Source organism: Novosphingobium sp. KN65.2 (assembly GCF_001368935.1).
Classification (GTDB): Bacteria; Pseudomonadota; Alphaproteobacteria; order Sphingomonadales; family Sphingomonadaceae; genus Novosphingobium; species Novosphingobium mathurense.
This window is the reverse complement of sequence record NZ_CCBH010000171.1, coordinates 1-21,475: the sequence shown is the minus strand read 5'-3', so window position 1 is coordinate 21,475 and position 21,475 is coordinate 1. Positions and strand designations below refer to the sequence as shown.

General features: G+C 61.8%; 20 protein-coding genes. 10 read left to right on the top strand and 10 right to left on the bottom strand.

The window, feature by feature from the left end:
- Nucleotides 1-111: 111 nt before the first annotated feature.
- Genes SPHV1_RS16775 through smpB form a run of 4 tightly spaced genes read right to left on the bottom strand, consistent with a single transcriptional unit; the run spans nucleotide 112 to nucleotide 4,230 of the window.
- The gene (locus tag SPHV1_RS16775) at nucleotides 112-2,505 is read right to left on the bottom strand and encodes an ATP-binding protein (RefSeq protein ID WP_231634718.1); all 2,394 of its coding nucleotides are present in this window, start codon (nucleotides 2,503-2,505) and stop codon (nucleotides 112-114) included.
- Nucleotides 2,506-2,561: 56 nt separating this feature from the next.
- The gene (locus SPHV1_RS16770) at nucleotides 2,562-3,143 is read right to left on the bottom strand and encodes a DUF2062 domain-containing protein (RefSeq protein WP_054947181.1); all 582 of its coding nucleotides are present in this window, start codon (nucleotides 3,141-3,143) and stop codon (nucleotides 2,562-2,564) included.
- A 41-nt stretch (nucleotides 3,144-3,184) separates the two neighbouring features.
- Nucleotides 3,185-3,751: a DUF2062 domain-containing protein gene (locus SPHV1_RS16765; protein ID WP_054947180.1), complete on the bottom strand. Its 567-nt coding sequence runs from the start codon at nucleotides 3,749-3,751 to the stop codon at nucleotides 3,185-3,187.
- On the bottom strand, nucleotides 3,748-4,230 hold the full coding sequence (gene smpB, locus SPHV1_RS16760; protein ID WP_007014746.1) for an SsrA-binding protein SmpB: 483 nt from the start codon (nucleotides 4,228-4,230) through the stop codon (nucleotides 3,748-3,750). The genes SPHV1_RS16765 and smpB overlap by 4 nt, the downstream gene beginning before the upstream one ends.
- Before the next feature lie 236 nt (nucleotides 4,231-4,466).
- On the opposite strand from smpB, the gene SPHV1_RS16755 reads away from it, so the two are divergent.
- Complete coding sequence (locus SPHV1_RS16755; RefSeq protein WP_054947179.1) at nucleotides 4,467-6,398, top strand: S9 family peptidase; 1,932 nt, start codon at nucleotides 4,467-4,469, stop codon at nucleotides 6,396-6,398.
- Between the two features lie 41 nt (nucleotides 6,399-6,439).
- On the opposite strand, the gene dapA is transcribed toward SPHV1_RS16755, so the two are convergent.
- Entirely contained in the window at nucleotides 6,440-7,321 is an 882-nt protein-coding gene (gene dapA, locus SPHV1_RS16750) for a 4-hydroxy-tetrahydrodipicolinate synthase (protein ID WP_054947178.1), read from the bottom strand.
- 112 nt (nucleotides 7,322-7,433) lie between these two features.
- Between dapA and SPHV1_RS16745 the strand changes: the two genes are divergently transcribed.
- The 4 genes from SPHV1_RS16745 to SPHV1_RS16730 all read left to right on the top strand — a co-directional run bounded on the left by SPHV1_RS16745 (nucleotide 7,434) and on the right by SPHV1_RS16730 (nucleotide 11,084).
- Nucleotides 7,434-9,410: a lytic transglycosylase domain-containing protein gene (locus SPHV1_RS16745; protein WP_054947177.1), complete on the top strand. Its 1,977-nt coding sequence runs from the start codon at nucleotides 7,434-7,436 to the stop codon at nucleotides 9,408-9,410.
- Between the two features lie 88 nt (nucleotides 9,411-9,498).
- Complete coding sequence (gene greB, locus SPHV1_RS16740; RefSeq protein ID WP_054947176.1) at nucleotides 9,499-9,978, top strand: transcription elongation factor GreB; 480 nt, start codon at nucleotides 9,499-9,501, stop codon at nucleotides 9,976-9,978.
- 31 nt (nucleotides 9,979-10,009) lie between these two features.
- A complete protein-coding gene (locus SPHV1_RS16735) occupies nucleotides 10,010-10,471 on the top strand; it encodes an NUDIX domain-containing protein (RefSeq protein ID WP_054947175.1) in 462 nt (153 codons plus the stop codon).
- A gap of 103 nt (nucleotides 10,472-10,574) precedes the next feature.
- Entirely contained in the window at nucleotides 10,575-11,084 is a 510-nt protein-coding gene (locus tag SPHV1_RS16730) for a hypothetical protein (protein WP_054947174.1), read from the top strand.
- Nucleotides 11,085-11,149: 65 nt separating this feature from the next.
- On the opposite strand, the gene SPHV1_RS16725 is transcribed toward SPHV1_RS16730, so the two are convergent.
- The gene (locus SPHV1_RS16725; protein ID WP_054947173.1) at nucleotides 11,150-11,818 is read right to left on the bottom strand and encodes an outer membrane protein; all 669 of its coding nucleotides are present in this window, start codon (nucleotides 11,816-11,818) and stop codon (nucleotides 11,150-11,152) included.
- 272 nt (nucleotides 11,819-12,090) lie between these two features.
- Between SPHV1_RS16725 and rlmN the strand changes: the two genes are divergently transcribed.
- Nucleotides 12,091-13,359, top strand: a complete 1,269-nt coding sequence (gene rlmN / locus SPHV1_RS16720) for a 23S rRNA (adenine(2503)-C(2))-methyltransferase RlmN (RefSeq protein WP_054947172.1) — start codon at nucleotides 12,091-12,093, stop codon at nucleotides 13,357-13,359.
- 204 nt (nucleotides 13,360-13,563) lie between these two features.
- Here the strand turns inward: rlmN and SPHV1_RS16715 are convergent, their stop codons facing one another.
- Nucleotides 13,564-14,442, bottom strand: a complete 879-nt coding sequence (locus SPHV1_RS16715) for an OmpA family protein (protein WP_054947171.1) — start codon at nucleotides 14,440-14,442, stop codon at nucleotides 13,564-13,566.
- A 1,071-nt stretch (nucleotides 14,443-15,513) separates the two neighbouring features.
- Between SPHV1_RS16715 and SPHV1_RS25065 the strand changes: the two genes are divergently transcribed.
- The 4 genes from SPHV1_RS25065 (at nucleotide 15,514) to SPHV1_RS16700 (ending at nucleotide 19,027) form a co-directional block, all read left to right on the top strand.
- Nucleotides 15,514-15,687, top strand: a complete 174-nt coding sequence (locus SPHV1_RS25065; protein WP_156367372.1) for a hypothetical protein — start codon at nucleotides 15,514-15,516, stop codon at nucleotides 15,685-15,687.
- Between the two features lie 202 nt (nucleotides 15,688-15,889).
- Complete coding sequence (locus tag SPHV1_RS16710) at nucleotides 15,890-16,720, top strand: helix-turn-helix domain-containing protein (RefSeq protein ID WP_054947170.1); 831 nt, start codon at nucleotides 15,890-15,892, stop codon at nucleotides 16,718-16,720.
- A gap of 551 nt (nucleotides 16,721-17,271) precedes the next feature.
- The gene (locus SPHV1_RS16705; RefSeq protein WP_197277741.1) at nucleotides 17,272-18,063 is read left to right on the top strand and encodes a competence protein CoiA family protein; all 792 of its coding nucleotides are present in this window, start codon (nucleotides 17,272-17,274) and stop codon (nucleotides 18,061-18,063) included.
- A 307-nt stretch (nucleotides 18,064-18,370) separates the two neighbouring features.
- Entirely contained in the window at nucleotides 18,371-19,027 is a 657-nt protein-coding gene (locus SPHV1_RS16700; protein WP_054947168.1) for a hypothetical protein, read from the top strand.
- Between the two features lie 129 nt (nucleotides 19,028-19,156).
- Here the strand turns inward: SPHV1_RS16700 and SPHV1_RS16695 are convergent, their stop codons facing one another.
- The 3 genes from SPHV1_RS16695 to SPHV1_RS16685 form a co-directional block, all read right to left on the bottom strand.
- Nucleotides 19,157-20,098, bottom strand: a complete 942-nt coding sequence (locus tag SPHV1_RS16695) for an HNH endonuclease (RefSeq protein ID WP_054947167.1) — start codon at nucleotides 20,096-20,098, stop codon at nucleotides 19,157-19,159.
- Nucleotides 20,099-20,100: 2 nt separating this feature from the next.
- Nucleotides 20,101-20,553 carry a (deoxy)nucleoside triphosphate pyrophosphohydrolase gene (locus tag SPHV1_RS16690; RefSeq protein WP_231634715.1) on the bottom strand — a complete coding sequence of 151 codons (453 nt, stop codon included), beginning with the start codon at nucleotides 20,551-20,553 and terminating at the stop codon, nucleotides 20,101-20,103.
- A 212-nt stretch (nucleotides 20,554-20,765) separates the two neighbouring features.
- The coding region (locus SPHV1_RS16685) for an ATP-dependent endonuclease (RefSeq protein ID WP_197277740.1) at nucleotides 20,766-21,475 on the bottom strand (710 nt) is incomplete at its 5' end.

Here is a 21,475-nt window from a genome sequence, read left to right as displayed (position 1 = left end):
ACAACGGGAGTTTTCCCAAATTTAATTGAGGCAGGCGCAGGCATGGCGAAAAGACGCCGGACCGCAGCACGGCGAGCGGGCCGGAAATCAACGCCTTAGGAAACCGGAGCCTTACTTGGCCGTGCGCGCGAGGACTTCGCCCACCTTTTCGGAAAGCTGCTGGACCGAGAACGGCTTGGGCATGAACCAGGCATTCGACAGGCCGATTTCCTTGCGCAGCTGTTCCTCGGCATAGCCCGACATGAACAGCACCGGCAGGTTCGGCTGCAGCCTGCGGATCTCGCGCGCCATGGCCGGACCATCGAGCGAAGGCATGACGACGTCGGAAACGACGATATCGAACTGGCCGCCCTCTTCAACGAGCGCGAGTCCTTCTTCGCCGTCGCGGGCGCTGGTCACTTCATAGCCCTGCCGCGTGAGCGAGCGCTCCGCGACCATGCGCACCGGGTCTTCGTCCTCGACCAGCAGGATGCGTCCACCGCCTGCCCACTGGCTCGGCGGAGGTGCTTCCTCCTTCACCGCCGGAGTCGGCGTCGTGCCCGGAGCCACGTGATAGACCGGCAGGTAGACGATGAAGCGCGTACCCTTGCCCACCTCGCTTTCGGCGAAGATGAAACCGCCCGACTGCTTGACGATGCCGTAAACGGTCGAGAGGCCGAGCCCGGTGCCCTTGCCCTGCTCCTTGGTGGTGAAGAACGGCTCGAAGATCTTGCCCAGGTGCTCGGGCGCGATACCGCCGCCGGTATCCTCGACGATGAGCGCGGTGTACTCGCCCGCCGGGATAATCTCGCTGCGCATCGCGCGCACGTCGGTCGTCGTCACCTTGCGGGTCGCGAGAGTGAGGACGCCCGATCCGTCGCCGCCCTTCTTGGCACTGGACGACTGCATCGCATCGCGCGCGTTGACCGCGAGGTTGACGATGACCTGCTCGAGCTGCGTCGGGTCGGCGCGCACCGGCCCGAGATCACGGTCATGCGAAACGACCAGCTCGATCTTCTCGCCGATCAGGCGGCGCAGCATCTGCGACACATCGGCAACGACGTCGGGAAGCTGCAGCACTTCGGGGCGCAGTGTCTGCTGGCGCGAGAATGCGAGGAGCTGGCGGGTCAGCGATGCCGCGCGGTTCGAATTGGCGCGGATCTGCTGGATGTCGTCATAGTCCGAGTCGCCGGGCGTGTGGCGCATCAGCATGAGGTCGCAGGTGCCCAGGATCGCGGTCAGCACATTGTTGAAGTCATGCGCGACGCCGCCGGCCAACTGACCGACCGCCTGCATCTTGGTGGCCTGGGCGACCTGCCGCTTGAGGCGGGTTTCCTCGGATGTGTCGGTCAGGCCAAGCAGGACCGCAGGCTCACCCAGCCCGCGCACGCCGGCAAGGCTGAGCGAAACCGGATCGTCGGGCTGCGCGGTCAGGCGGATTGCGATATCGCCGGCGGCAGCAGGCCCTTGCGCGAAACGGCGGATCGATTCGGACAGCGCGCGCTTGTCCTCACGGACCACGAGATCGGTGGGATAAGTCGGCGGCAACTGCCCTTCGCGCCCGGCCGCCCGCATGAACGCCGGGTTGGCGAACAGGAGGTGTCCATCGCGGTCGGCCATCGCGAGGCCGAGCGGCAACTGGCTGAGAAGAGCTTCGAGATGCGGCGCGGAATTCCCGCCGCCGCCCGCAGCACCGATGCCCTGCCCGGCTTCCATCACCAACATCAGCGAGGGCGTCGTGTTGGGGTCGGGCTCGACGGGCGAATCCGGATCGGCGACGGGCACGTGGTAGAGGACCAGAGGGCTGCCGCGGCCATTGTCGCGGGCCCAGCCGATGCGCTCGCCTTCTTCCTGGCTCAGGAGCGAGACGAAATCCTCGCCGGTAAGATCGATTGCCTCATCGCCGGCAGCGCGCAGGGCAAAGCCCTTGTTGGCGGCGCGGATCATGCCGTCGGGTTCGACCAGCGCCGCAGCGATCCCGGCCCGGGCGAGGCCCTTGCCAAGCTTGCCGCCAAGCTGGGTCACGATATCACCGATGAGATCCACCGAACTGACGGGTGCGATACGCCAGACGAGAAAGTCGTCACCGCGGCCGGAGCGGCGCACTTCGATCCGCCATTGCCGCGCGCCGCCCGGATGCTCGGCTCCGGCCGTCACATCGGCAGCAGCCGACCCATCGCGCCATGCCGCGCGACTGGCGTCGGCCAGACGCTCAAGCGAAGGTTCGTCGAGGGGAAGGCGCGGCGGCGCGTAGCCGGTGCCGAACCACGCTTCGAAGCTGGCATTGGCGCACGTCAGCCTTCCGGCGCGATCGGTCACCGCGATGGCCATGTCCGGCCGGTCAATCGCGGCGACGGTTACCGACCAGTCAGGCTGGGCGAACTCGGCCTCGGCCTCCTGCGGCCGGTTGCGCACGATCATCCAGGCAAGTCCCGCCAGCGCGATCAGGGCACCGAGATAGACGGAAGTGGCCAGCGAATCCTGGGTAACGAGACCGACCAGCAGAACACTGAAGGCCATCGCCATGCCGACCACCAGCAGGTCGGTCTGGCGACTTTGGCGCACGGCCTCGTCGATCAACTTCACGCAGCCGCCTCAAACGAGGCGGCGCTGGCGGCGACTGCCTCGTGAGCGCGGGCTTCTCGTTCGGCCCGGGCCTGGGCATGCCGGACCCGGCGCGCACGGTGCTTGCGGCCGATCCAGCTGCGCCAGATCAGGCCTGAAAGAACATAGCCGAGCGCCGAAGCGACGATGGCCAGCACGACGAACCCGACGGCTGCGAAGCCCGCGGACTGCGCGAACCAGATGAGCGTGTCCCAGGCACTGTCGTCCATGCCGCTGCCGACTGCCGAAGCGACTCCGGTCGGATCGACATGCAGGAAGAAGCGGCCAAGCCGGTTGGCGACCACCACCCAGAAAGGCAGGGTAAAGGGATTCGTGACGAAGGTCACGAGCGCGGCGATCGACACGTTGGCGCGCGCGGGAAGCGCGAGGAAGGCGGCAAGGAAGATCTGCCCGACCGGGACGATAAAGCCGGCAAAGAGGCCCAGCGCCACGCCGCGCGGCACCGAGCGACGGGTGAAGCGCCAAAGTTCCGGGCTCAGGACGCGGTGGGCGATCGGCGCAATCCAGCGATTGCGCTCGAAGTCCTCACGCGACGGCATACGCCGGAGCAGCGAAGCGGATATGCGACGGAAAATGCCACTCACGAATCGAAATCCCGACCAGAACGCCTGAGCCTTGCACGGTGCTTGCGCCCTATCCAGAATCGCCAGAACCATACAGTCACAAAATAGCTAACGACGGACGCTACCACCGATTGCACAAACAATCCGATAACGATGGCCGGCGCAGTATCCGAAAGCAGCCACGTCCACCATTGATGAACGGGCGCACCTGAACGAACCATGGCATTGACCGTCTCGACATCGGCGTGGAAGCCGAAACTGTTTCCGATCGCCACCGACAGCGGCAGAATGATCAGGATCGTCGTGACCGGGTTGCTGATGAAGGTCATCGCCGCGGCCAGCGGAATGTTGCCGCGAACCGGAACGCACATCAGCGCAGCGCCAACAATCTGCACGCCGGGGATCAGCGCGAAAATGCCGACGAACATCCCGACGGCAACCCCGCGCGGGACCGAGCGACGCGTAAAGCGGAACAGTTCGCGTCGCCGCGAAATAGGAGCGGTAAGCCGATTCGCCTCGAGTTGCTCGTGCGTCGGCATCTGGCGATGGAGCCAGGCTGACAGTCGGGCCAGCAGCGCGCTCATCCGTGGTCCCGCAAGATCCTGCCCTGCTCGCGCTTCCAGTCGCGTTCCTTGATCGTGTGCCGCTTGTCAGCCGCATTCTTGCCCTTGGCAAGCGCGAGTTCGACTTTCGCCCGCCCCCGGCTGTTGAAGTAGATCGACAACGGCACCAGCGTCATGCCCTTGCGCTCGACCGCGCCTTGCAGCCGCGCGATCTCGCGCTCGTGCAGCAGCAGCTTGCGCGGACGCTTGGGCACATGGTTGTAACGGTTGCCGTGGCTGAACTCGGGCACGTTGGAGTTCACCAGCCAGCATTCGCCGTTCTTGATCTCGGCATAGGATTCGCCGATCGACCCTTCGCCGAAACGCAGCGATTTCACCTCCGTGCCGGTCAACGCGATGCCGGCCTCGAAAGTGTCTTCAATGTGATAGTCGAAGCGGGCCTTGCGGTTTTCCGCGACGCTCTTCTTCTTGTCGAATGTCTTGTGCTGCGGGCGTGCCATGTCGGTGGGCCATGTAGGGATTCAAAAGCGAAAAGGAAACGCCCCTTCGGGATGAATCGCAGCACGTTTGTGCCGAATTCCCCGGCGCCTTCAGTACAAGTCCCGAGAGGCGCGCGCAGCAAGTCCTGCCGGGATGCACATTACAAAGATTTAAACGGACAAACCGGGCTGCCCGACTTGCCTTGCGGCATCCTTCCCGAAATACCGAATCGCGAATATCGGGGGAATTCAGACCAGTGCGAAAGATACTTCTTGCCACGGCGAGCCTGATTGCTGCGGCCCTTCCATCGCTTGCCGATGCCGCACCGCCACCGCTCGAGGCTTATGGAGAGTTGCCCAGCGTCGAGGATATCGCGATCTCGCCCTCCGGCAACCTCGCCACGATCGCCTGGATTTCGGGCGTTCGCCGGATCGTGACATTGGATACCGCCGGGCGCCCAACGACCAACGCACCCACCGGCGATGCCAAGATCCGTGGAATCAACTGGGCGGACGACGACATCCTGCTGATCACCAACAGCGCCACAGTCGGACTCGGCCCCTACTTCACTGCAAGCAAGTACGAGCTGACCGGAACGCTCGTCCTTTCGGTCAGCAATTCCAAAGCCGAACTCGTCTTCGCCAACACGAGTGCCATCGCCAACACGACCCGGGGCAGTTACGGGATCCGCAAGGTCGACGGCAAGAGTGTCGGCTATTTCGGAGGCATCGAGTTGGGGCGCTCCATGGGGAACGCCTATTTCAAGCATGGGCGCGCCCTCCTCTATGCCGTGGACCTGTCCACCAACCGGGCGCGGCAGGTGGCGCGCGCGCCGGCCGAAAACCATTACAGGGACTGGCTGGTCGACGCGCAGGGCGAGGTCGCCGCGACCCTGGACATCGCCGAGTCGAGCGGTTCCTGGCAGATCGCCAATGCCAAAGATGACGTGATCGCCCGCGGGGTCAGCCCCACCGGCGACGTCAGCCTCCTGTGGTTCGGATACGAAGGCTCGACGGTGATTTACCAGTCGGAGGACGAAGAGGGAACGTCCCACTGGTACGAAGTTCCCCTGACGGGTGGTCAGACGAAGGAAATCCTCGCCAACGTGTCCACTTCACGCACTTACGTCGATCGGGCGAGCAGCCGGATGATCGGCTACCGTGAGCGTGGCGACCGGCCCAAGGCGGTCATGTTCGACCCCAAGCTCAACAGCACGATCGCCAAGATCTTCGCCGCCTTCCCCGACCGCAACGTCGGCCTCATGGACTGGACGCCCGACTTTTCGAAGATCCTCGTACGCACTGAAGGCAACCGGGACAGTGGCACGTGGTTCCGGGTAGACCTTGCCACCCGCAAGGCCTCGCCAATCGGTGACGAGCGCCCGCTCATCGGCCCGGATGACGTCGGCCCGATTTCGCGCGTTAGCTACACAGCGGCCGACGGACTGGAGATGGACGGCATCCTCACGCTGCCGCCGGGTCGCGAAGCGAAGAACCTTCCCGTCATCATGCTTCCGCACGGAGGCCCCTCGGCTCAAGACGATCTTGGCTTCGACTGGTGGGCACAGGCGTTCGCCTCGCGCGGCTATGCCGTGTTCCAGCCCAACTTCCGCGGTTCCACCAACCGCGACGACGCCTTCCGCCACGCCGGTGACGGGCAATGGGGCCGCAAGATGCAGACCGACATCACCGACGGGCTGGCCGAACTCGTCCGCCGGGGGATCGTCGATCCGCGCCGCGCCTGCATCGTTGGGGCCAGTTATGGCGGATACGCTGCACTGGCAGGCGTAACGCTGCAGCATGGCTTCTATCGCTGCGCCGTTTCGGTTGCCGGCGTTTCCGATGTCGACCTCATGTACCAGACCGACCTGACCGAAAGCGGCCACTCCCGCATGACCGGGCGAGCGCTGCGCGCGCAGCTTGGTGAAACCGGCACCTACGACGAAATCTCGCCACGCCGGTTTGCGGACAACGCAGATGCGCCGGTCCTGCTCATCCACGGCAAGGACGACACCGTCGTTCCGTTCAAGCAGAGCGCGGTCATGGCCGACGCGCTCAAGGACGCCGGCAAGCCTTACGAAATGGTCGTCCTCAAGGGCGAGGATCACTGGCTCTCGCGCAGCGCAACCCGCAAGGAAATGCTGAGCGCCGCCATGCAGTTCGTGCAGAAGCACAACCCGGCGGAGTGAAGACTTTCCGGCGATCCGATCGGATCGCCGGACCCCCGGCCTCAGAGCAGGCCGGCGTGAACGAGGGCCTCGTCGACCGCGAGGCGAGCCCTGTCATTGCACGGGACGAGCGGCAGGCGCAACTCGTTTTCGATCCAGTCGTGGACCTGTGCCAGCGCATACTTGCACGGGCCCGGCGAGCTGTCCTCGAACATGGCGTAGTGCAGCGGGTAGAGCAGGTCGTTGAGGCGGCGCGATTCCTCGAGGTCGTTGGCCGCGCAGGCGGCCTGGAACTCGGCGCAGAGCTTGGGTGCGACGTTCGCCGTCACCGAAATGCAGCCGACGCCGCCCGCTGCGTTGAACGGCAGTGCCAGTTCGTCATCGCCGCAAAGCTGCACGAACTCCTTGCCGATACCGCGACGGTGGTCGGTCACGCGGCTGAGGTCGCCGCTCGCGTCCTTGATACCGATGAAGGTATCCGGGAAACGGCGCGCCAGTTCGCATACCGTCTCGGGGCGAAGGTCGGTCACGGTACGGCCCGGCACGTTATAGAGCACGATGGGCAGCTCAGCGTTTTCAGCCAGATAGCTGAAATGGGCGAGCAGGCCCTCCTGGCTCGGCTTGTTGTAGTAGGGCGCGACCACCAGTGCGGCGGCGGCTCCGCACTTCTTCGAAAAATTCATGTGGAGAAGCGCATTCATCGTATCGTTGCTGCCGCAGCCGGCAATGATCGGCACGCGCCCGGCCGCCTGCTCGATGCAGACCTCGATGACGCGGTGGTGCTCGGCGTTGGAAAGCGTCGAATTCTCGCCCGTCGTGCCGCAGGGCACGAGCGCGGATGAGCCGCATTCGATCTGCCAGTCGACCAGGCGACGGAAAGCCTGCTCGTCGAACGCCCCGTCGCGAAACGGTGTGACAAGAGCAGGAATGGACCCCGAGAACATGGACTTTACCCCAACTGACGTTCATTGATCGTCCGGCAATCGGACCCCGGAATACCGGGAACCTGATGCACGGACTTCGTGTTCAGCGCCTGATAAGGAGCCTTTTCCCAAAATGTCCAGCATGCAGCGAATATCTCCCCTCATCTTGCTCGCCTCGACCGCTCTTTTGAGCGCTCCCGCGATGGCTCAGGAAAAGGGTGTCGATGGCCGCGAATGGGACCTGGCGCGGGCGCGATCGATGCAGAATCACGACATGCGCGTGCATCAGTCGATCGACAACTGGAAGGTCCTTGTCGCCAACGGCAACATGAGCTTCTCGGCTTATTCGAGCTTTCTCCTGACGTACCCCGGCTACCCTCAGGAAGAGAAGATTCGTCGCTTCGCCGAGCAGGCAGTGCTGCGCGATTCGCCCGAGCCACGCTCGGTGGCAGCCTATTTCGATCGCTTCCCCCCGCTCACCAGCAAGGGTGCGGGACGCTATGCCACCGCCCTTGCCGGGCTGCGCCGCGCGGACGCCAAGGAGAAAGCCGTCGCCGCGTGGCGCGCTGGCTCCCTCGATCCGATGGACGAGACCAGCCTGCTCACGCTCTACCGCAACGTCCTGCCCCCCGCCGACCACGACGCACGGATGAACGAACTGCTCTGGCAGGGGGAAACGTCTCAGGCGGAGCGCCAGATCTCGTTTGTTTCCTCGGGCAACCGCAACGCCTTCATGGAACGGCTGGCCCTGCTCCAGGGTTCGGCCCCGGGCAGCATGGGCCTGACCCTGCCCGCAAACATCGGCCGCGACCCCGGCTATGTCTACAACCGCGCAGTCCAGGCGCGAAAATCGGGCAGCATGTCCTCGGAAATCAACCTGCTGGCCAACCGCCCGCCGTTGGCCGAACCCGTTCCCGAACCGGAAAAGTGGGTAAAGGAACTTCTGGTCGCTGCGCGCGGGGCCGGTACCGAAAGCGCGGTGAAAATCGCCGAATCGATCGACGACGCCTTTGCCCCGGGCACCGACATCAGCCAGCTGTCCTACCGCCTGCGCGACGATTACACCTCGCTCGTGTGGTTGGGCGGCACCAAGGCGCTGTGGGATCTGGGCGCTCCGCGCCGCGCGGCGCCGCTGTTCTATCGCTACGGCGCTGCGGCGCAGACCCCGGGAACCCGCTCCAAGGGCTTTTACTGGGCCGGGCGCGCGATGGCCAAGGCAGGCGATAGCGCCGGAGCCAACCGCTACTTCGAGATGGCCGCCGCCTATCCGCAGTATTTCTATGGCCAGCTCTCGCTCGAGCGGCTGGGCCGCCCCCTGCCCGACCTCGACACGATGCCGCATATCGTCCCGACCAAGGCGGAGCGCGAAGCCTTCATGGCCAAGCCGATCACCGATGCCGTGCGCGATGTCGCGCGCGACGGAGACTGGCGCACCACGGTCCAGTTCTTCCGCGAGATATCGGATGCCGCCAGGACTGCCTCAGACCACATTCTCGTGGCCGATCTCGCCAAGGAAATCGGGCGGCGCGACCTTGCCGTCATTCTGGGCCAGAGCGCCCATGCCGACGGCTTCGGCGAATTCGGCGAGATCGCCTTCCCGCTCATCCCCAATCCGCCGGGCACCGACTGGACCATGGTCCATGCGCTTTCCCGGCAGGAAAGCCAGTTCGCGCAGAATGCGGTAAGCCATGCCGGCGCGCGCGGGCTCATGCAGCTCATGCCCGGTACTGCGCGCGAACAGGCGGGCAAGATGGGCCTGAGCTACGATCCAACTTCGCTCACCAGCGATCCCGGCTACAACATCCGCTTGGGCGACGGCTATTTCGCGCGGATGATGGACTACTATGGCGGCTCGACCCCGCTGGCCGTGGGGGCCTACAACGCCGGGCCGGGCAACGTGAACAAGTGGCTGCGCGCCAATGGCGATCCGCGCACCGGCTCGATCGACTGGATCGACTGGATCGAGCAGATCCCGATCTACGAGACCAAGAACTACATCCAGCGCGTGCTGGAGAATGCGGTAGTCTACGAGACGATCTATCCGGAGAAATCGCCCTACAAGGGCCAGACCCCGCTCAGCCACCTGATGGGCAAGCGCAAACCGGGCTGACGCCAAGGCTCCGGCAGGCGCCCGACGGTTCACAAGTGTGGCAGCAGGCTTGGCCTCGGCCCGGTACCTCGCCTAAGGATATCGGGCTATGCAACCTGCCGGACCACCGATCACCCCTGCCGGAATGGCCGCGCTGCGCGCGCGCTACGACCACCTGCTCGGCACCGAGCGACCCGAGATCGTCGAGATCGTCTCGTGGGCGGCAGGCAACGGGGATCGCTCGGAAAACGGCGACTACCTCTACGGTCGCAAGCGCATGCGCGAGATCGACCGCGAACTGGGCCACCTTGCCCGCCGCATGAAGAAGCTGCGCGTCGTCGACCCTTCGCGCCAGACGGAGCGTGACCGGGTCTTCTTCGGCGCCACCGTGACGATCGCGGACGAGGACGACAACCACAGGACCATCACCATCGTCGGTGATGACGAGCAGGATGCCAGTTCCGGCCATATCGGCTGGAGCGCCCCGCTCTCGCGCGCCCTGCGCGGCGCGGCGGTCGGCGACCTCAAGACCGTGCGTCTCCCGTCCGGGGAAAAGGAATGGGAAGTGATCTCCATCGCGTATCCGTAGTATCGCATTCTGCGACAGGCCGGAGGTCGGCATGGCATTGCGTCACAGGATTATCGGCAAGGCGGCGCGGGTGTACTGGCGCCTTTTCAGGCCGCGAACCCTGACCGTGCGGGCGATCGTGTGGAACGGGTCCGGCCAGGTCCTCCTCGTCCGCCACACGTACGGCAATCTCTGGCACTTACCGGGTGGCAGCGCGAAAAAAGGCGAGAGTTTCGAAGTCGCACTGCGCCGGGAACTCGAAGAGGAAATCGACCTTTGCGAACTCACGGTCGAACGCGTGGTCGGCATCTATCACAGCACCGGCGAGTACAAGGATGACCACATCGTCATCTTCGCCGTGCGCACCCGGCAGGCCGTTCGCATCGCCGATCCCAACGAAGTGCGGGAAATAGGATGGTTTTCGCCCGATGCCCTGCCACCGGACATTTCGCCAGCGACCAACCGACGTCTCGGGGATTACCGGCGCGGCGAATTCGCACTCGAGCCCTGGTAGTTTTTGCGGCCTGGAAACGCACCGACAGGTTCAGGGCCGCGATCGCGCGCCTGAACGTGCGAAGACTTTCCCTCGCCCCATCCGTCAGCCTATAGCGCCGCCAATGCATCGTTCGCTTCGCCCGGTCCTGTCGCTCTTGCTTGCCGCCACGTTCATCGTCTGCGGCGGGACAGCCCTGGCGCGCGAAAGTCTCGGACTTTACGGCACCTGGGGCGCCTTTCGCGATCCGGTGGTGCCGCGCTGCTATGCCATCGCCATGGCAGAGCCCAGCACCTTGCGCCGCGACTATCAGCCTTATGTCGCCGTCGGCACCTGGCCGCGTCGCGGTGCCCGCAATCAGCTGCACTTTCGGTTGTCGCGCAAGATGGCGGCAAATCCGCGCATTTCGCTGAGCATCGGCGGCAAGCGCTACGCCCTGACCGGCGGCGGCGGCGACGCCTGGCCGATCGACGAAAAGGACAACGCCGCGATCATCGCCGCCATGCGATCCGCCACGAAGATGTCCGTCAGTGCCCAAGGCGCACAAGGCGGGCGCTTCGGCAATACCTGGCCGCTCGCCGGAGCCGCGTCCGCCATGGACGCGGCGCTGATCGGATGCGCCCAGCTACGCTGACCCGGGCATGAAAAAGGGCGGGAGCATGACGCCCCCGCCCTCCTCTCTCCAAACTGTTGTCGGGATCAGAAGCGGACGCCGACGCCTGCAACGACCTGGTGACGGTCAAGGTCGAGATCGAAACGCTGACCGTCGGCAATGTCGCCGGTGTAGTCGAGTTCACCCTTCTCGTAGTTCGAGTAGCGGTACTCGAGCTTGGCGAAGACGTTGTTGCTCACCGCCTGCTCGATACCCGCACCGATGCGCCAGCCGTCCGCGTCGATGTCGCGGTTGGTCACGACCGAGCCGTCGCCGTTGCGCACGTCGAACTTGGCGTTGGTGTAGCCGCCCTTGGCGTAGACCATGGTCGAGGGCGAAACCACGTAACCAAGGCGCGCACCGAGGTAGAGGTCGCGGTTGGTCTTCACATTGCCGATGCCGAAGCCTTCGAAATCGCCGTTGTCGAACTCGGTCTTGGCGGTCGACCAGGTCACTTCGGCTTCGGGACCGACGACCACGTTGCCCATCCTGAAGTCGTACCCGGCACCGACACCAAAAAGGGCTCCGTCGATCGACTGGTCGTTATCTATGGAGGAATCGTCATCGACGCTGCTGCCGGCCTTGGTCACGTCATAGCCAGCGAGCCCTTCGACGTGGAAACCCTCGAAGGGCTCGGCTGGACCGACATCCTGCGCCATGGCCGGAACCGATGCGATGGCACTGCCGGCAGCGAGACAAACAAGGATCTTCTTCATGTGTAACTCCAATTCTTTTCCATCGGCAGGTCGTGCCCGCCTGGACCGATGAAATGCTCAAGGGCGGAAGAGAGTTTCATGAACGTAAGACAACGAAATCATTGATGTTTTTTGGCAACACTGCATCGACGAGACGCCTTTTCGCAGCGTCGGACGGCGGGAACCGAACGCGAACTTTCGGCGTTCGCATGCGCCCGCTCGCGCTTCATGAATGTCTCGGAATCCCTGCACTCTTCCGAAATGGCGCGGCTTGCACTATATGGCCGCCAATCATGTCAGACACGAAACTCATGCCGATCCCGGGGCACATCGACCCCGTGCCCGTCCCGCGTGACGTCACCCCGCGCGAAGATGGCCGCGTCGATCTCATCGGCCTGCCCAAGAAGCGCATCGCCGAACTGTTCGAGCAGGCAGGTCTGGACGCCAAGGCCGCAAAGCTGCGCGCCAAGCAGGTGTTCCACTGGCTCTACCATCGCGGCGTGACCGAATTCGAGGCGATGACCGACATCGCCAAGACCATGCGCCCCTGGCTGGCCGAGCGTTTCGTCATCGGCCGCCCGGACATCGTCGAGGCCCAGCATTCCAGCGACGGAACGCGCAAGTGGCTGCTGCGTACCGCGGACGGGCACGACTTCGAAATGGTCTTCATCCCCGATGCGGACCGCGGCACGCTGTGCGTTTCCTCACAGGTCGGCTGCACGCTGAACTGCCGCTTCTGCCACACCGGCACGATGCGGCTCGTGCGCAACCTCACGGTCGGCGAGATCGTCGGCCAGGTGATGCTGGCGCGCGATTCACTGGGTGAATGGCCCAAGAACGCGAACGACACCCGCCTCGCCACGATGGCCGGCCTCGACGAGGAAGAGGACGAAGGCTCCTACTCCGCCGACGGGCGCCTGCTCACCAACATCGTGATGATGGGCATGGGCGAACCGCTCTACAATTTCGACAACGTGCGCGACGCGCTCAAACTGGTCATGGACGGCGACGGCCTCGCACTCTCCAAGCGCCGCATCACACTGTCGACCTCGGGCGTGGTGCCGAAGATGGCACTGTGCGGTGAGGAAATTGGCGTGAATCTCGCGGTCTCGCTCCATGCCGTGACCAAGGAAGTGCGCGACGAGATTGTGCCGATCAACAAGAAGTTCGGCATCGAGGAACTGCTCCAGGCCTGCGCCGACTATCCCGGCGCGTCCAATGCGCGGCGCATCACCTTCGAGTATGTCATGCTCAAGGACAAGAACGACAGCGACGACGACGCGCGCGAGCTGGTCCGCCTGCTCAAGCACTACAAGCTGCCGGCCAAGGTCAACCTGATCCCGTTCAACCCCTGGCCAGGCGCTCCCTATGAGTGCTCGACGCCCGAACGGATCCGCTCGTTCTCGAACATCGTCTTCGAGGCAGGCATTTCCGCGCCCGTACGCACTCCACGCGGCCGGGACATCGATGCCGCCTGTGGCCAGTTGAAGACCGCAGCCGAAAAGAAGAGCCGCGCCGAACTGGAACGCCTCTACGCCGAAAAGGAACAGGCGCTCGGCTGACATGCCGACGCCGGATCCACCGGGACCGGCTCCATTGAACATCGCGCCTGCACCATCGTCCCGGACCTGATCCGGGGCGATGTTCGCCAGCGTGCCTGAGGCACAAAAAAAGGACATCCCCGCTTACGCAGGGATGCCCATGAGGGGGAAGCAGTGCTTCCCCACTCGCAGATATCGGGGCGGTCCATGTCCGCCCCGCGTACCTTAAAGGCCGTCGAGACCCTTGCTGACCAGAATGTTCACCTCAACGCGGCGGTTCTGGGCCTTACCCTCTACGGTATCGTTGGTCGCCAGCGGGTCGGCTTCCGACATGCCGGTGGGCGTGAGCATGCGATAGGGCTTCCAGTGGCAAGCCTGCTGCAGGTAGTTCACGACGCGGCCGGCGCGCTTTTCGCTGAGAACCTGGTTGTAATCTTCGTTACCGGTCGAGTCCGTGTAACCGACGACCAGCAGCAGCGCATTGTCCATGCCCTCGGCCTGGGCGGCCGTGGCGCACAGTGCGTCCTTGGCCTCCGGCGAAAGCGCCCACTTGCCGGTATCGAAGTTCACGTTGGTCGTGCCCTTGATGTTGTACTTGTCGATATCGCCCATGCGGCTGCGCAGAGCGTCGGTAGCGGCGGTCTGCTCGGCAAAGCGCTGATCGGTGCCGTTGTGGATCATCGCCGCGGTCTTGAGGTCCTTGCTCTTCAGGTCGATCTTGCTGGCCACGAGTCCGGAGCCCGACTGCAAGGTTGCGACGCTGACCGGCAGACCGTTGACGAGCGAGGTCGCTGCCAGCTTGTCCTTGTTCAGGCCCAGGAAACCGCCGGTGGCCTTGATCACGGTGGCGTCATTGATGACGATGACCGTCTTGGTGCCATCGGCAGAGGTCACCTGCATCTTGTCGCCGCTGCGCGCCGAGATAAAGCCTTCGACCTCGGGACCTGCAGTCATCTGCGAAGCGTCTGCGGCACCGGTGTCATAGGTGGTCGTCAGGACATCACCCTGCGAGGGATCCTGCGACTGCGCAAAGCTGCCGGTTGCCGGCAGGCTCAGCATGGCCAGCATCAACAAGGCCTTCGGACTTTTTGAAACGACACTCATTACGTTACTCCTTCAATTGGCATCAGCCGGCCCTGCCTGTTCGCGGCATTCAATCATGCCGGGCCCCGTGATTGCATCTCCGGCTGTCGGAAATCTGTTCACCCCGGTTTAGTAAGGTGTGCCGCGGGAATGCAGCACATGAACGGTATTCGTGCGTGTTCAGGTCGTCCTTTCTGGCAGATGAACGTGTATGGCAAGACCGCCGGTTGTGCAGGTAATTCGACCGCAATGTGCGACGAGTCGAGCCAGACGGCACTAAAGGAACCCGCGTTCACACCATGGTTAATTTATCATGACGGAAACGGAGAGTCATCGCCTGAAGTCGCGGCTCGCCTAACGATTCGGGACTGATATCGTGGGACTTTTTTCGCAGCGCCGGATAACCGAAGTCTGACAACCAGGGGCCATCCCGGACAATTTGCTTTCAATTAAGCATCTATCTTCAATCGCTTTTCTTCAGGCCGGCAGGTGCTTCACGAACAATTGGGACCAACAGCACGCAAAGTGCACGCAGCAAATGCTTTGGCGATCTGCGAGTGAACAACGATCGGCCGACCGATTGCTTGCGCGCACGATGTTCACGGCCCTGCAAAACACGACAGACGGCCCCGTGCCGGTCGACATATATCCAGCGGATATCAGCGAACGCGCTCAGCCAGTTCAAGGCGTAGAAAAAATGGCAGCCAATCGAAATCGGCTGCCATCAGTCTGACAGGGTTAAACCATTTCTGGCTAGCCCTTCGGGTCGCACAGGTCATGTACTTCAAGAAATCCGATGCCAAATTGTAAAATTACGACATCCCGGCACTGCAACCCCCCATTTACTCGTGACAGTACCCAACTGTCCCTTTCCTGGTCAGTTCTGTCGTCCTTGTTTACGTCCATCGAATTAGGGCTCTGCCAAGCCGGTGCCGAGGAACTCCATGGATTTGCGCAACAATATTTACTTCTTCATCGGGAACGCCGTCCGATAGCGGGACGAAACAACGATATATGACCTTTGATATGCTATGGATAATGCCGTATTAACCATGCGGTCGACAGGCCTGCCATATCGAAAAGGGAAACAGCATGAGGATTTTGAGAAGCTTCAAGGGGCTTTTTCGCAGCCATCGCAGCCATCGTTCATCGCTGGACATCGAAACGGCTGTGCGCTGGCGCAAGTGTCCGGAAAGCAATCAGGCCATCGGACAAGCCTTGTGCGCCGATCCCGTCCCGCAAATCCAACTCAACCAGATGCACTGACCCGCCACCCGCGAAACGTGTGACGCCGAAGGACCCAATAGCGCGCAAGAGCCGCGTACGAGGCCTAGCCCATAATGACAGTGCTGTCTTGTGAATGGATGGTAGCGGAGGAGGGACTCGACCCCCCGACACGCGGATTATGATACCCCTCTACTGACCTGATTTAATTGAATTTTTCCCCCGAACACGGGGAAATCCCACATTGAAAAATCAATGGGTTACGAGCGAAAAGCCAACTGAAAATCAGCCTTCCACAAGCCCCACATGGCGGCGGAGCTATGACGTCGAGGACCCGCGTGCGCAGGTTTCAACCATCTACTGGGAACCGACCGACCGGAACGAGAATGCGTTGAAGTTCTTCGACGCATTCAAGGACACGGTCTGGGACTATTCCGATCACGTCCGCAAGCCCGGCAAGCCGCTCCCCATTTCCGCGAACGCAGTGATCGTGCTTCGCGCGCTGCTCCGCTTCATGGATGGCAAGACCGGCCGCTGCGATCCTTGCCTCGACACGATCGCGAGTCGATCGAAGCTCTCCAGGCGAACGGTGGTTCGACAACTGGAAGCTCTCCGCAACCAGCGAATCATCGACTGGGTCCGCCGCACCGTAAAAACCGGGAATGCTCCAGGCGAAGGTCCGCAAAGAAAACAGACGAGCAACGCCTACTTCATCGACATCACCAAGCTCCCGATCGAGATCGTGAGAACATTGCGTCAGAAGCTGGGCGACAAGCTGAGAGAAACCTGCCGGATCCTCAAAGGCTCAGGACCAGTGCCATCACGAATTGCGACCAAAGCCGCGCGACTCGTGTCGGGCCTGACAGGCGCCCTCGCCACTTCCCTGGGACGTGACCATGCCCGGCGCCAATCACTCGCCGCCGGCACTGCACAGGATCGACTCGCGCACATGTATGGGGACGACACAGAGGCAATGCGCCAACACGCTGAAATGCTCGCCGCTCCTTTCGGGCTTAGTGCGAGTGCCAGACTGGCATTGTACCCCCTCCCCCAGAACATAAAGGATAAGGACTGAGAGCGCTGAAGCGCCCTCAGGCTTCAAATTTGTTGTTGCCCCCAGCCCGAAGGGCCTTTCCCGCCATGAGCGGAGCGCCAGCGGAACTGGCGCGCGAGGGCGGCTGCGCCGCCCGGGGTGTTCCAGGGGGCCAAGAGCAAAGGTCGTGCCGTTTCGATCCGTCACGCTGGAGGAGATTACGTGCAGAATTGTGCGTTATAGCTCCAAGGGTCGCCGCAACGGCCGGAGGTGGCGAAGATGGGGGACCTCAAGCCTGCATCACTCGCGGCCCGACTGCGTCATTCGAACCCCAAAAGCGAGCAGGCGAGGCGTGGGGGCAAGCGCGGCGCACGGGGTCTGGATGAACGCTGAGAGAGCTTCCGGGCGCAGGTTAAGCGCGCAAGCGGCACCCTTGTCCAGCAAGCCAGCATCGTGTTGCAAGCCTCTGTATCTTGACGACGAGGTCGAAAAACGGCTTCCGTTTCCCGGTCGACGGATATTTAGCGCGTAAGGTGTGCGGGCCATCCCAAACAACGGTTCTGCAAATAGCTCAGCGCAGGCTACAAGATACCATGCTCAACTCTCTGGGATTCGAGATTGGCGGAGAATGCGACGACCCAATGATGGTCGTCGCTCACAATATCTGTGGCGCTCTGGTTCGGATCGAACAGGTCGATCGCGGTCTCACTTGCCGCTGCACGTGTGTCAGTTGCAAGGGGCCTCTCATCGCACGACAAGGCGAGACCAACGCCTGGTCATTCGCCCATGTATCAGGTGAGGATTGTGGCGGCAGGGAAAGCCAGGCGCATCTCTTCGGCAAGCAGATTATCGATGCGGCCGGCGGACTGCATCTGGCGAGCCGCGAGAAATGGGGCGCGATTGACCCTGAATTTCAACCTCTGGACGAAATCATATTGGAGCAGCGCTTCGGTGATGTCCGCCCCGATCTCCTATGCCGCTATCGCGGCGCTGAACTCTCCATCGAGATCAAGGTCACGCACGCCTGCAGCCCTCGCAAGCTGGCCATTTATCAGTCTGCGGACATTTCCGTACTGGAGATCGATCTGAGCAGTGTCCGGCACAAGAGCGACGAAGAGCTAGCCGTAGCTGTCCTGAGGACCGCCCCGAGACAATGGCTCCATCGAAGTGGCGGGCGTCCAGTTCCTCGCAAGCCTCCAGAAATCGGAAGCTTGCGGCAATTATCGCCCCGCCTTACGCGACCGGCGAGTATCGGGGCAGAAGAATGGCAGAACATGGGAACGCTCGAGAAAGTGGAGGCTGTCAATCCCGCGAGCCGGGAACGCGAGATACTTGAAGCCAAACATGCCTCATGGCGCGGGCGACACGGCAAACGCCAACCTTAAAGGTCAGCTGAGCAAATGGATTTGAAGCTCCGCAAGGCTGGCGATTTCGGAATGTCTGGCTCCCGGCTGAAATGCGCCCTTGTCGCTCGTTCAATGACGATCTTGCTACCCAAAAATCGGTCATTCAAGTTATGGCGTGGTCCGAGACAAAGCCGTTGTCTCATGAGACAGATTTAGCGGCAGCTCTTGTAAGCAAAACGCGTTCGAAATCCGCACTGTGCAGCGACAAGTCGGGACCCTTGCGATCATGCCAGGCGCTTCCGTAATATCTTCACCACAATAGGGTGAGTTTAAGGGAAACGATTAAGTGCAGGAAGCGACCAAGCAGTTCATGGATATGATCGCGCACTTCCTCGAAATCGTGAGAACGGCGGCTCCTGTAGTGACCGCTTTCATCGCCTTTCGTGCTCTCAGGAACTGGCAGCGCCAGGACCGGGCGAAACGCCAGGCTGAGTTTCTGGACGAGCTCATCGATGCGACGCACGAACACATCGTTGCCATTCAGCGGCCAATCGAACTCCTGAAACTGGCTAAAATTGGCATCGACAGCCACGCAAACACCTACGAGACGCGCGGTGCCGCGGACCAGAAGACGGCCGGTGCGCTTCACTATATCCAAAAAAGGGGCGAGCCGGACGGAGAGCGGTTGCGCGAGGCGCTTGTGGCGACCCAGCCATCAGTGGTCAAGCTGCGCTCGCTCTGCGCAAAGGGTCAGGTTTTCAAGTTTTACGATTATGCGAAGTGCTTCAATGCCGTGACCAAGCTCGTCTGGCATTCCGGCCGAATTGAGGCCTTTACCTCGCTTATCGTTTCACCATCGTTAAACTGGAAACACCCGGAAGTGAGCAGCTTGCTCGACAAGCTGCTGATCATCGAGCCGGAAGATATTCAGGCAGATCTAAGCGAACAGAACGCTGCGATCATCGAATTCGCCCGCGACACCTACGCGCGCATCTACGGCTGAACAGGCGCGATGACTGGCTACACCGCGCCCATTGCGCCGGCTGAGCCGCAAATTTTTCAATCCCTACAAGTGGACGGTCTGCTTGCCATCCCGATCAACATCATGAGCCTCCGGCAAAGCCGAGGCTATTCAGCTCGAATTTTCGGTCTTGAAGTATGCGCTTCGGTGGATCGCGAGGTAAGCACTTTGAGCTGCCTTAAATGGGCCAACATTTTTGGCGTCATCAAGCCCCCAGGAGGACCAGACCTCAGCTGGCAAGTGGGATGACTTCAGTACCGTCCCATTATCTTCAAAACTGATCAGGCCGCGATCAAATAGCCGGTCCACATGTGGCGACAGCAGCAAACCATTGCAGCCATCCAGCTTTTCCTGATCGCTGCAGTGGCGCCAGGGCTTTATGTGGCTGGCGATTAGGAAATGTGGATCGCTCACACCGGTTAGGCGGCATCGCTTTTCGTTGAGGCGCACATTGGCCTTGAACCGGCCTTGCCCGCGCCGAGCCAGAACCAACTGCTGTTTCTGGGTCGCCGTGATGTCGGTGCGACCTTGAAGAGCCCTCTGTTCCTGTTCGTCAGCAATCTCGTTCGCGTCGTCGACGGGGTCAGTAGCAGCGACTTGTGAGACCGACAGCCCCATCTTGTCCATAACGATTTGGGCAAAGGCCTCCGAGACTTCGGCCAGGTACACCCCCTGGTTCCCATTGCCGTTGGGCTGCAACGGAGCATATTTGGCCGCCAAATGCGGCGCCAACTCACCAATGTAGTCTTTCGGGCGGATCGGGTTTTCGACGACCTCGAACTCCACGGGCACCAGCCAGCCTTCATCACCCCACTGGTCGCCTATAGTGCCAAACTCGGGCTTACTTGCGGACTCCGCAGGACCTTGCGCAACGCCCACAGCCTTGATCAAGGTGTCGCAAAACGACAGCACCAAGTCCCCCGCGCGCACCTGCTCCATGGTATCGTAAAAGTGGTTGCGCCCACCATCCTTGCGGCGCTTGGGCGACCATAGGAAGCCGCCCTGCACTTCGTGCTTGTAAGTTTGGTTCTGATTGACCCACCAGTACCGCATGCTCACTCCGCGTTTATCGTGTTAGTTGCCAGCAGGGCACGCACGGCCTCGGCGACAGGGATGTCTGCTGGAGCAAGGTCTAAGCTCAATAGCTCGCTACCGTCCACCCAGCGCGCCTCATCATGCACACTGAGCTGACAAGTTTGCGTGATCATGCGCACGCGAACAGCTATGAGGTTGATCGCTCCGCCAGGGTAGGTGTGCAGATTGGATGTGAGCACATCACCGGCCTCGCATGCAATGGCCAACTCCTCTGAGAGTTCTCGTATGATACAGGCCTGCGGGGTTTCGCCGGGCTCCATCTTACCGCCTGGGAACTCCCAAAGGCCCGCCATTTCTTGTCCAGGCGCCCGGCGTGTGACGAGCACGCGACCCTTGTGTATAATGATCGCGGCAGCGACATCCTTAGCTGGTTTCATGAGCGGTATGATCACATGGGCGCGCAGAGCCGGCAAGGGCGCCGCCTGTGGTGTCTCCGATGCGAGCAACTGGCGCCCATCCCAGTCCTTCGACGCGAGTTAGTGCTTACCCGAAAGCGGCCGTTCGAGAGAGGGGCTCGTAAGCGTCGGCTCCTTGTTGGAAACATGATTGTTTACTCGAGTCGAGTGCGCGGCGTTGGACGAAGCCCTGACTATTACTTTGCCTCCAGCGCCTCCATTAACGGAACCTACGCATCAATGCAGAGCAGATTCTTGGCTATCTGCTCGATCTCCTGCCGCCCGTCTCCTGGAAGCCGATCCCAAAAATCGTCAGACTGGACGAACGCAATTAGTTTGTTCAGGTCTTTGTCCTTTAGTCCGTCAGGCAGATAAGCTTCGAGCGCCCCTTTGCGGAGAACAAAGGTTTGCGCCGCGCTCTGTCCAACAAGAAAAGCTTCCAATTTTTGCTCATCCTCTTTCGATAGCTCGGCCGGGAGCCGCCGTCTCCTCGACTTGATGTATTCCCAAACATCTTGCGCGTCGTCCCACGACCCAGAACTCATCGCTTCGTCGATGCGAGCAACCAGAGCATTCCCATCCATGCTTTTTACATTGTTGATCACGTCATCTTTGATTTCCTGCTCATTAAGGACAAATAGCGCCTTGACATCGCCTGTTGCGAGTTGCTCGACGTAATCGAGGTCCGCAATAATTGCACTTTCAACATGGCATGCGCCCAGAAGTTGCTTGTATGCAGGGAAAAGTCCCTTTCCGCCGACGCTCACCACCTCAAGAGAGGAGTCGCGCAAGACACCCGCCTTTGCGGCAACGATATCGAGGACCCTTTCGAAAAAAATAAGGTCTGATAGCCCTTCAACAAGCACAACCTTATCGGTAAAAAAGATACGTTCATTGTTTTGACTGTTCACAACGTTAAACTGTCCGTCGTCGAGACATT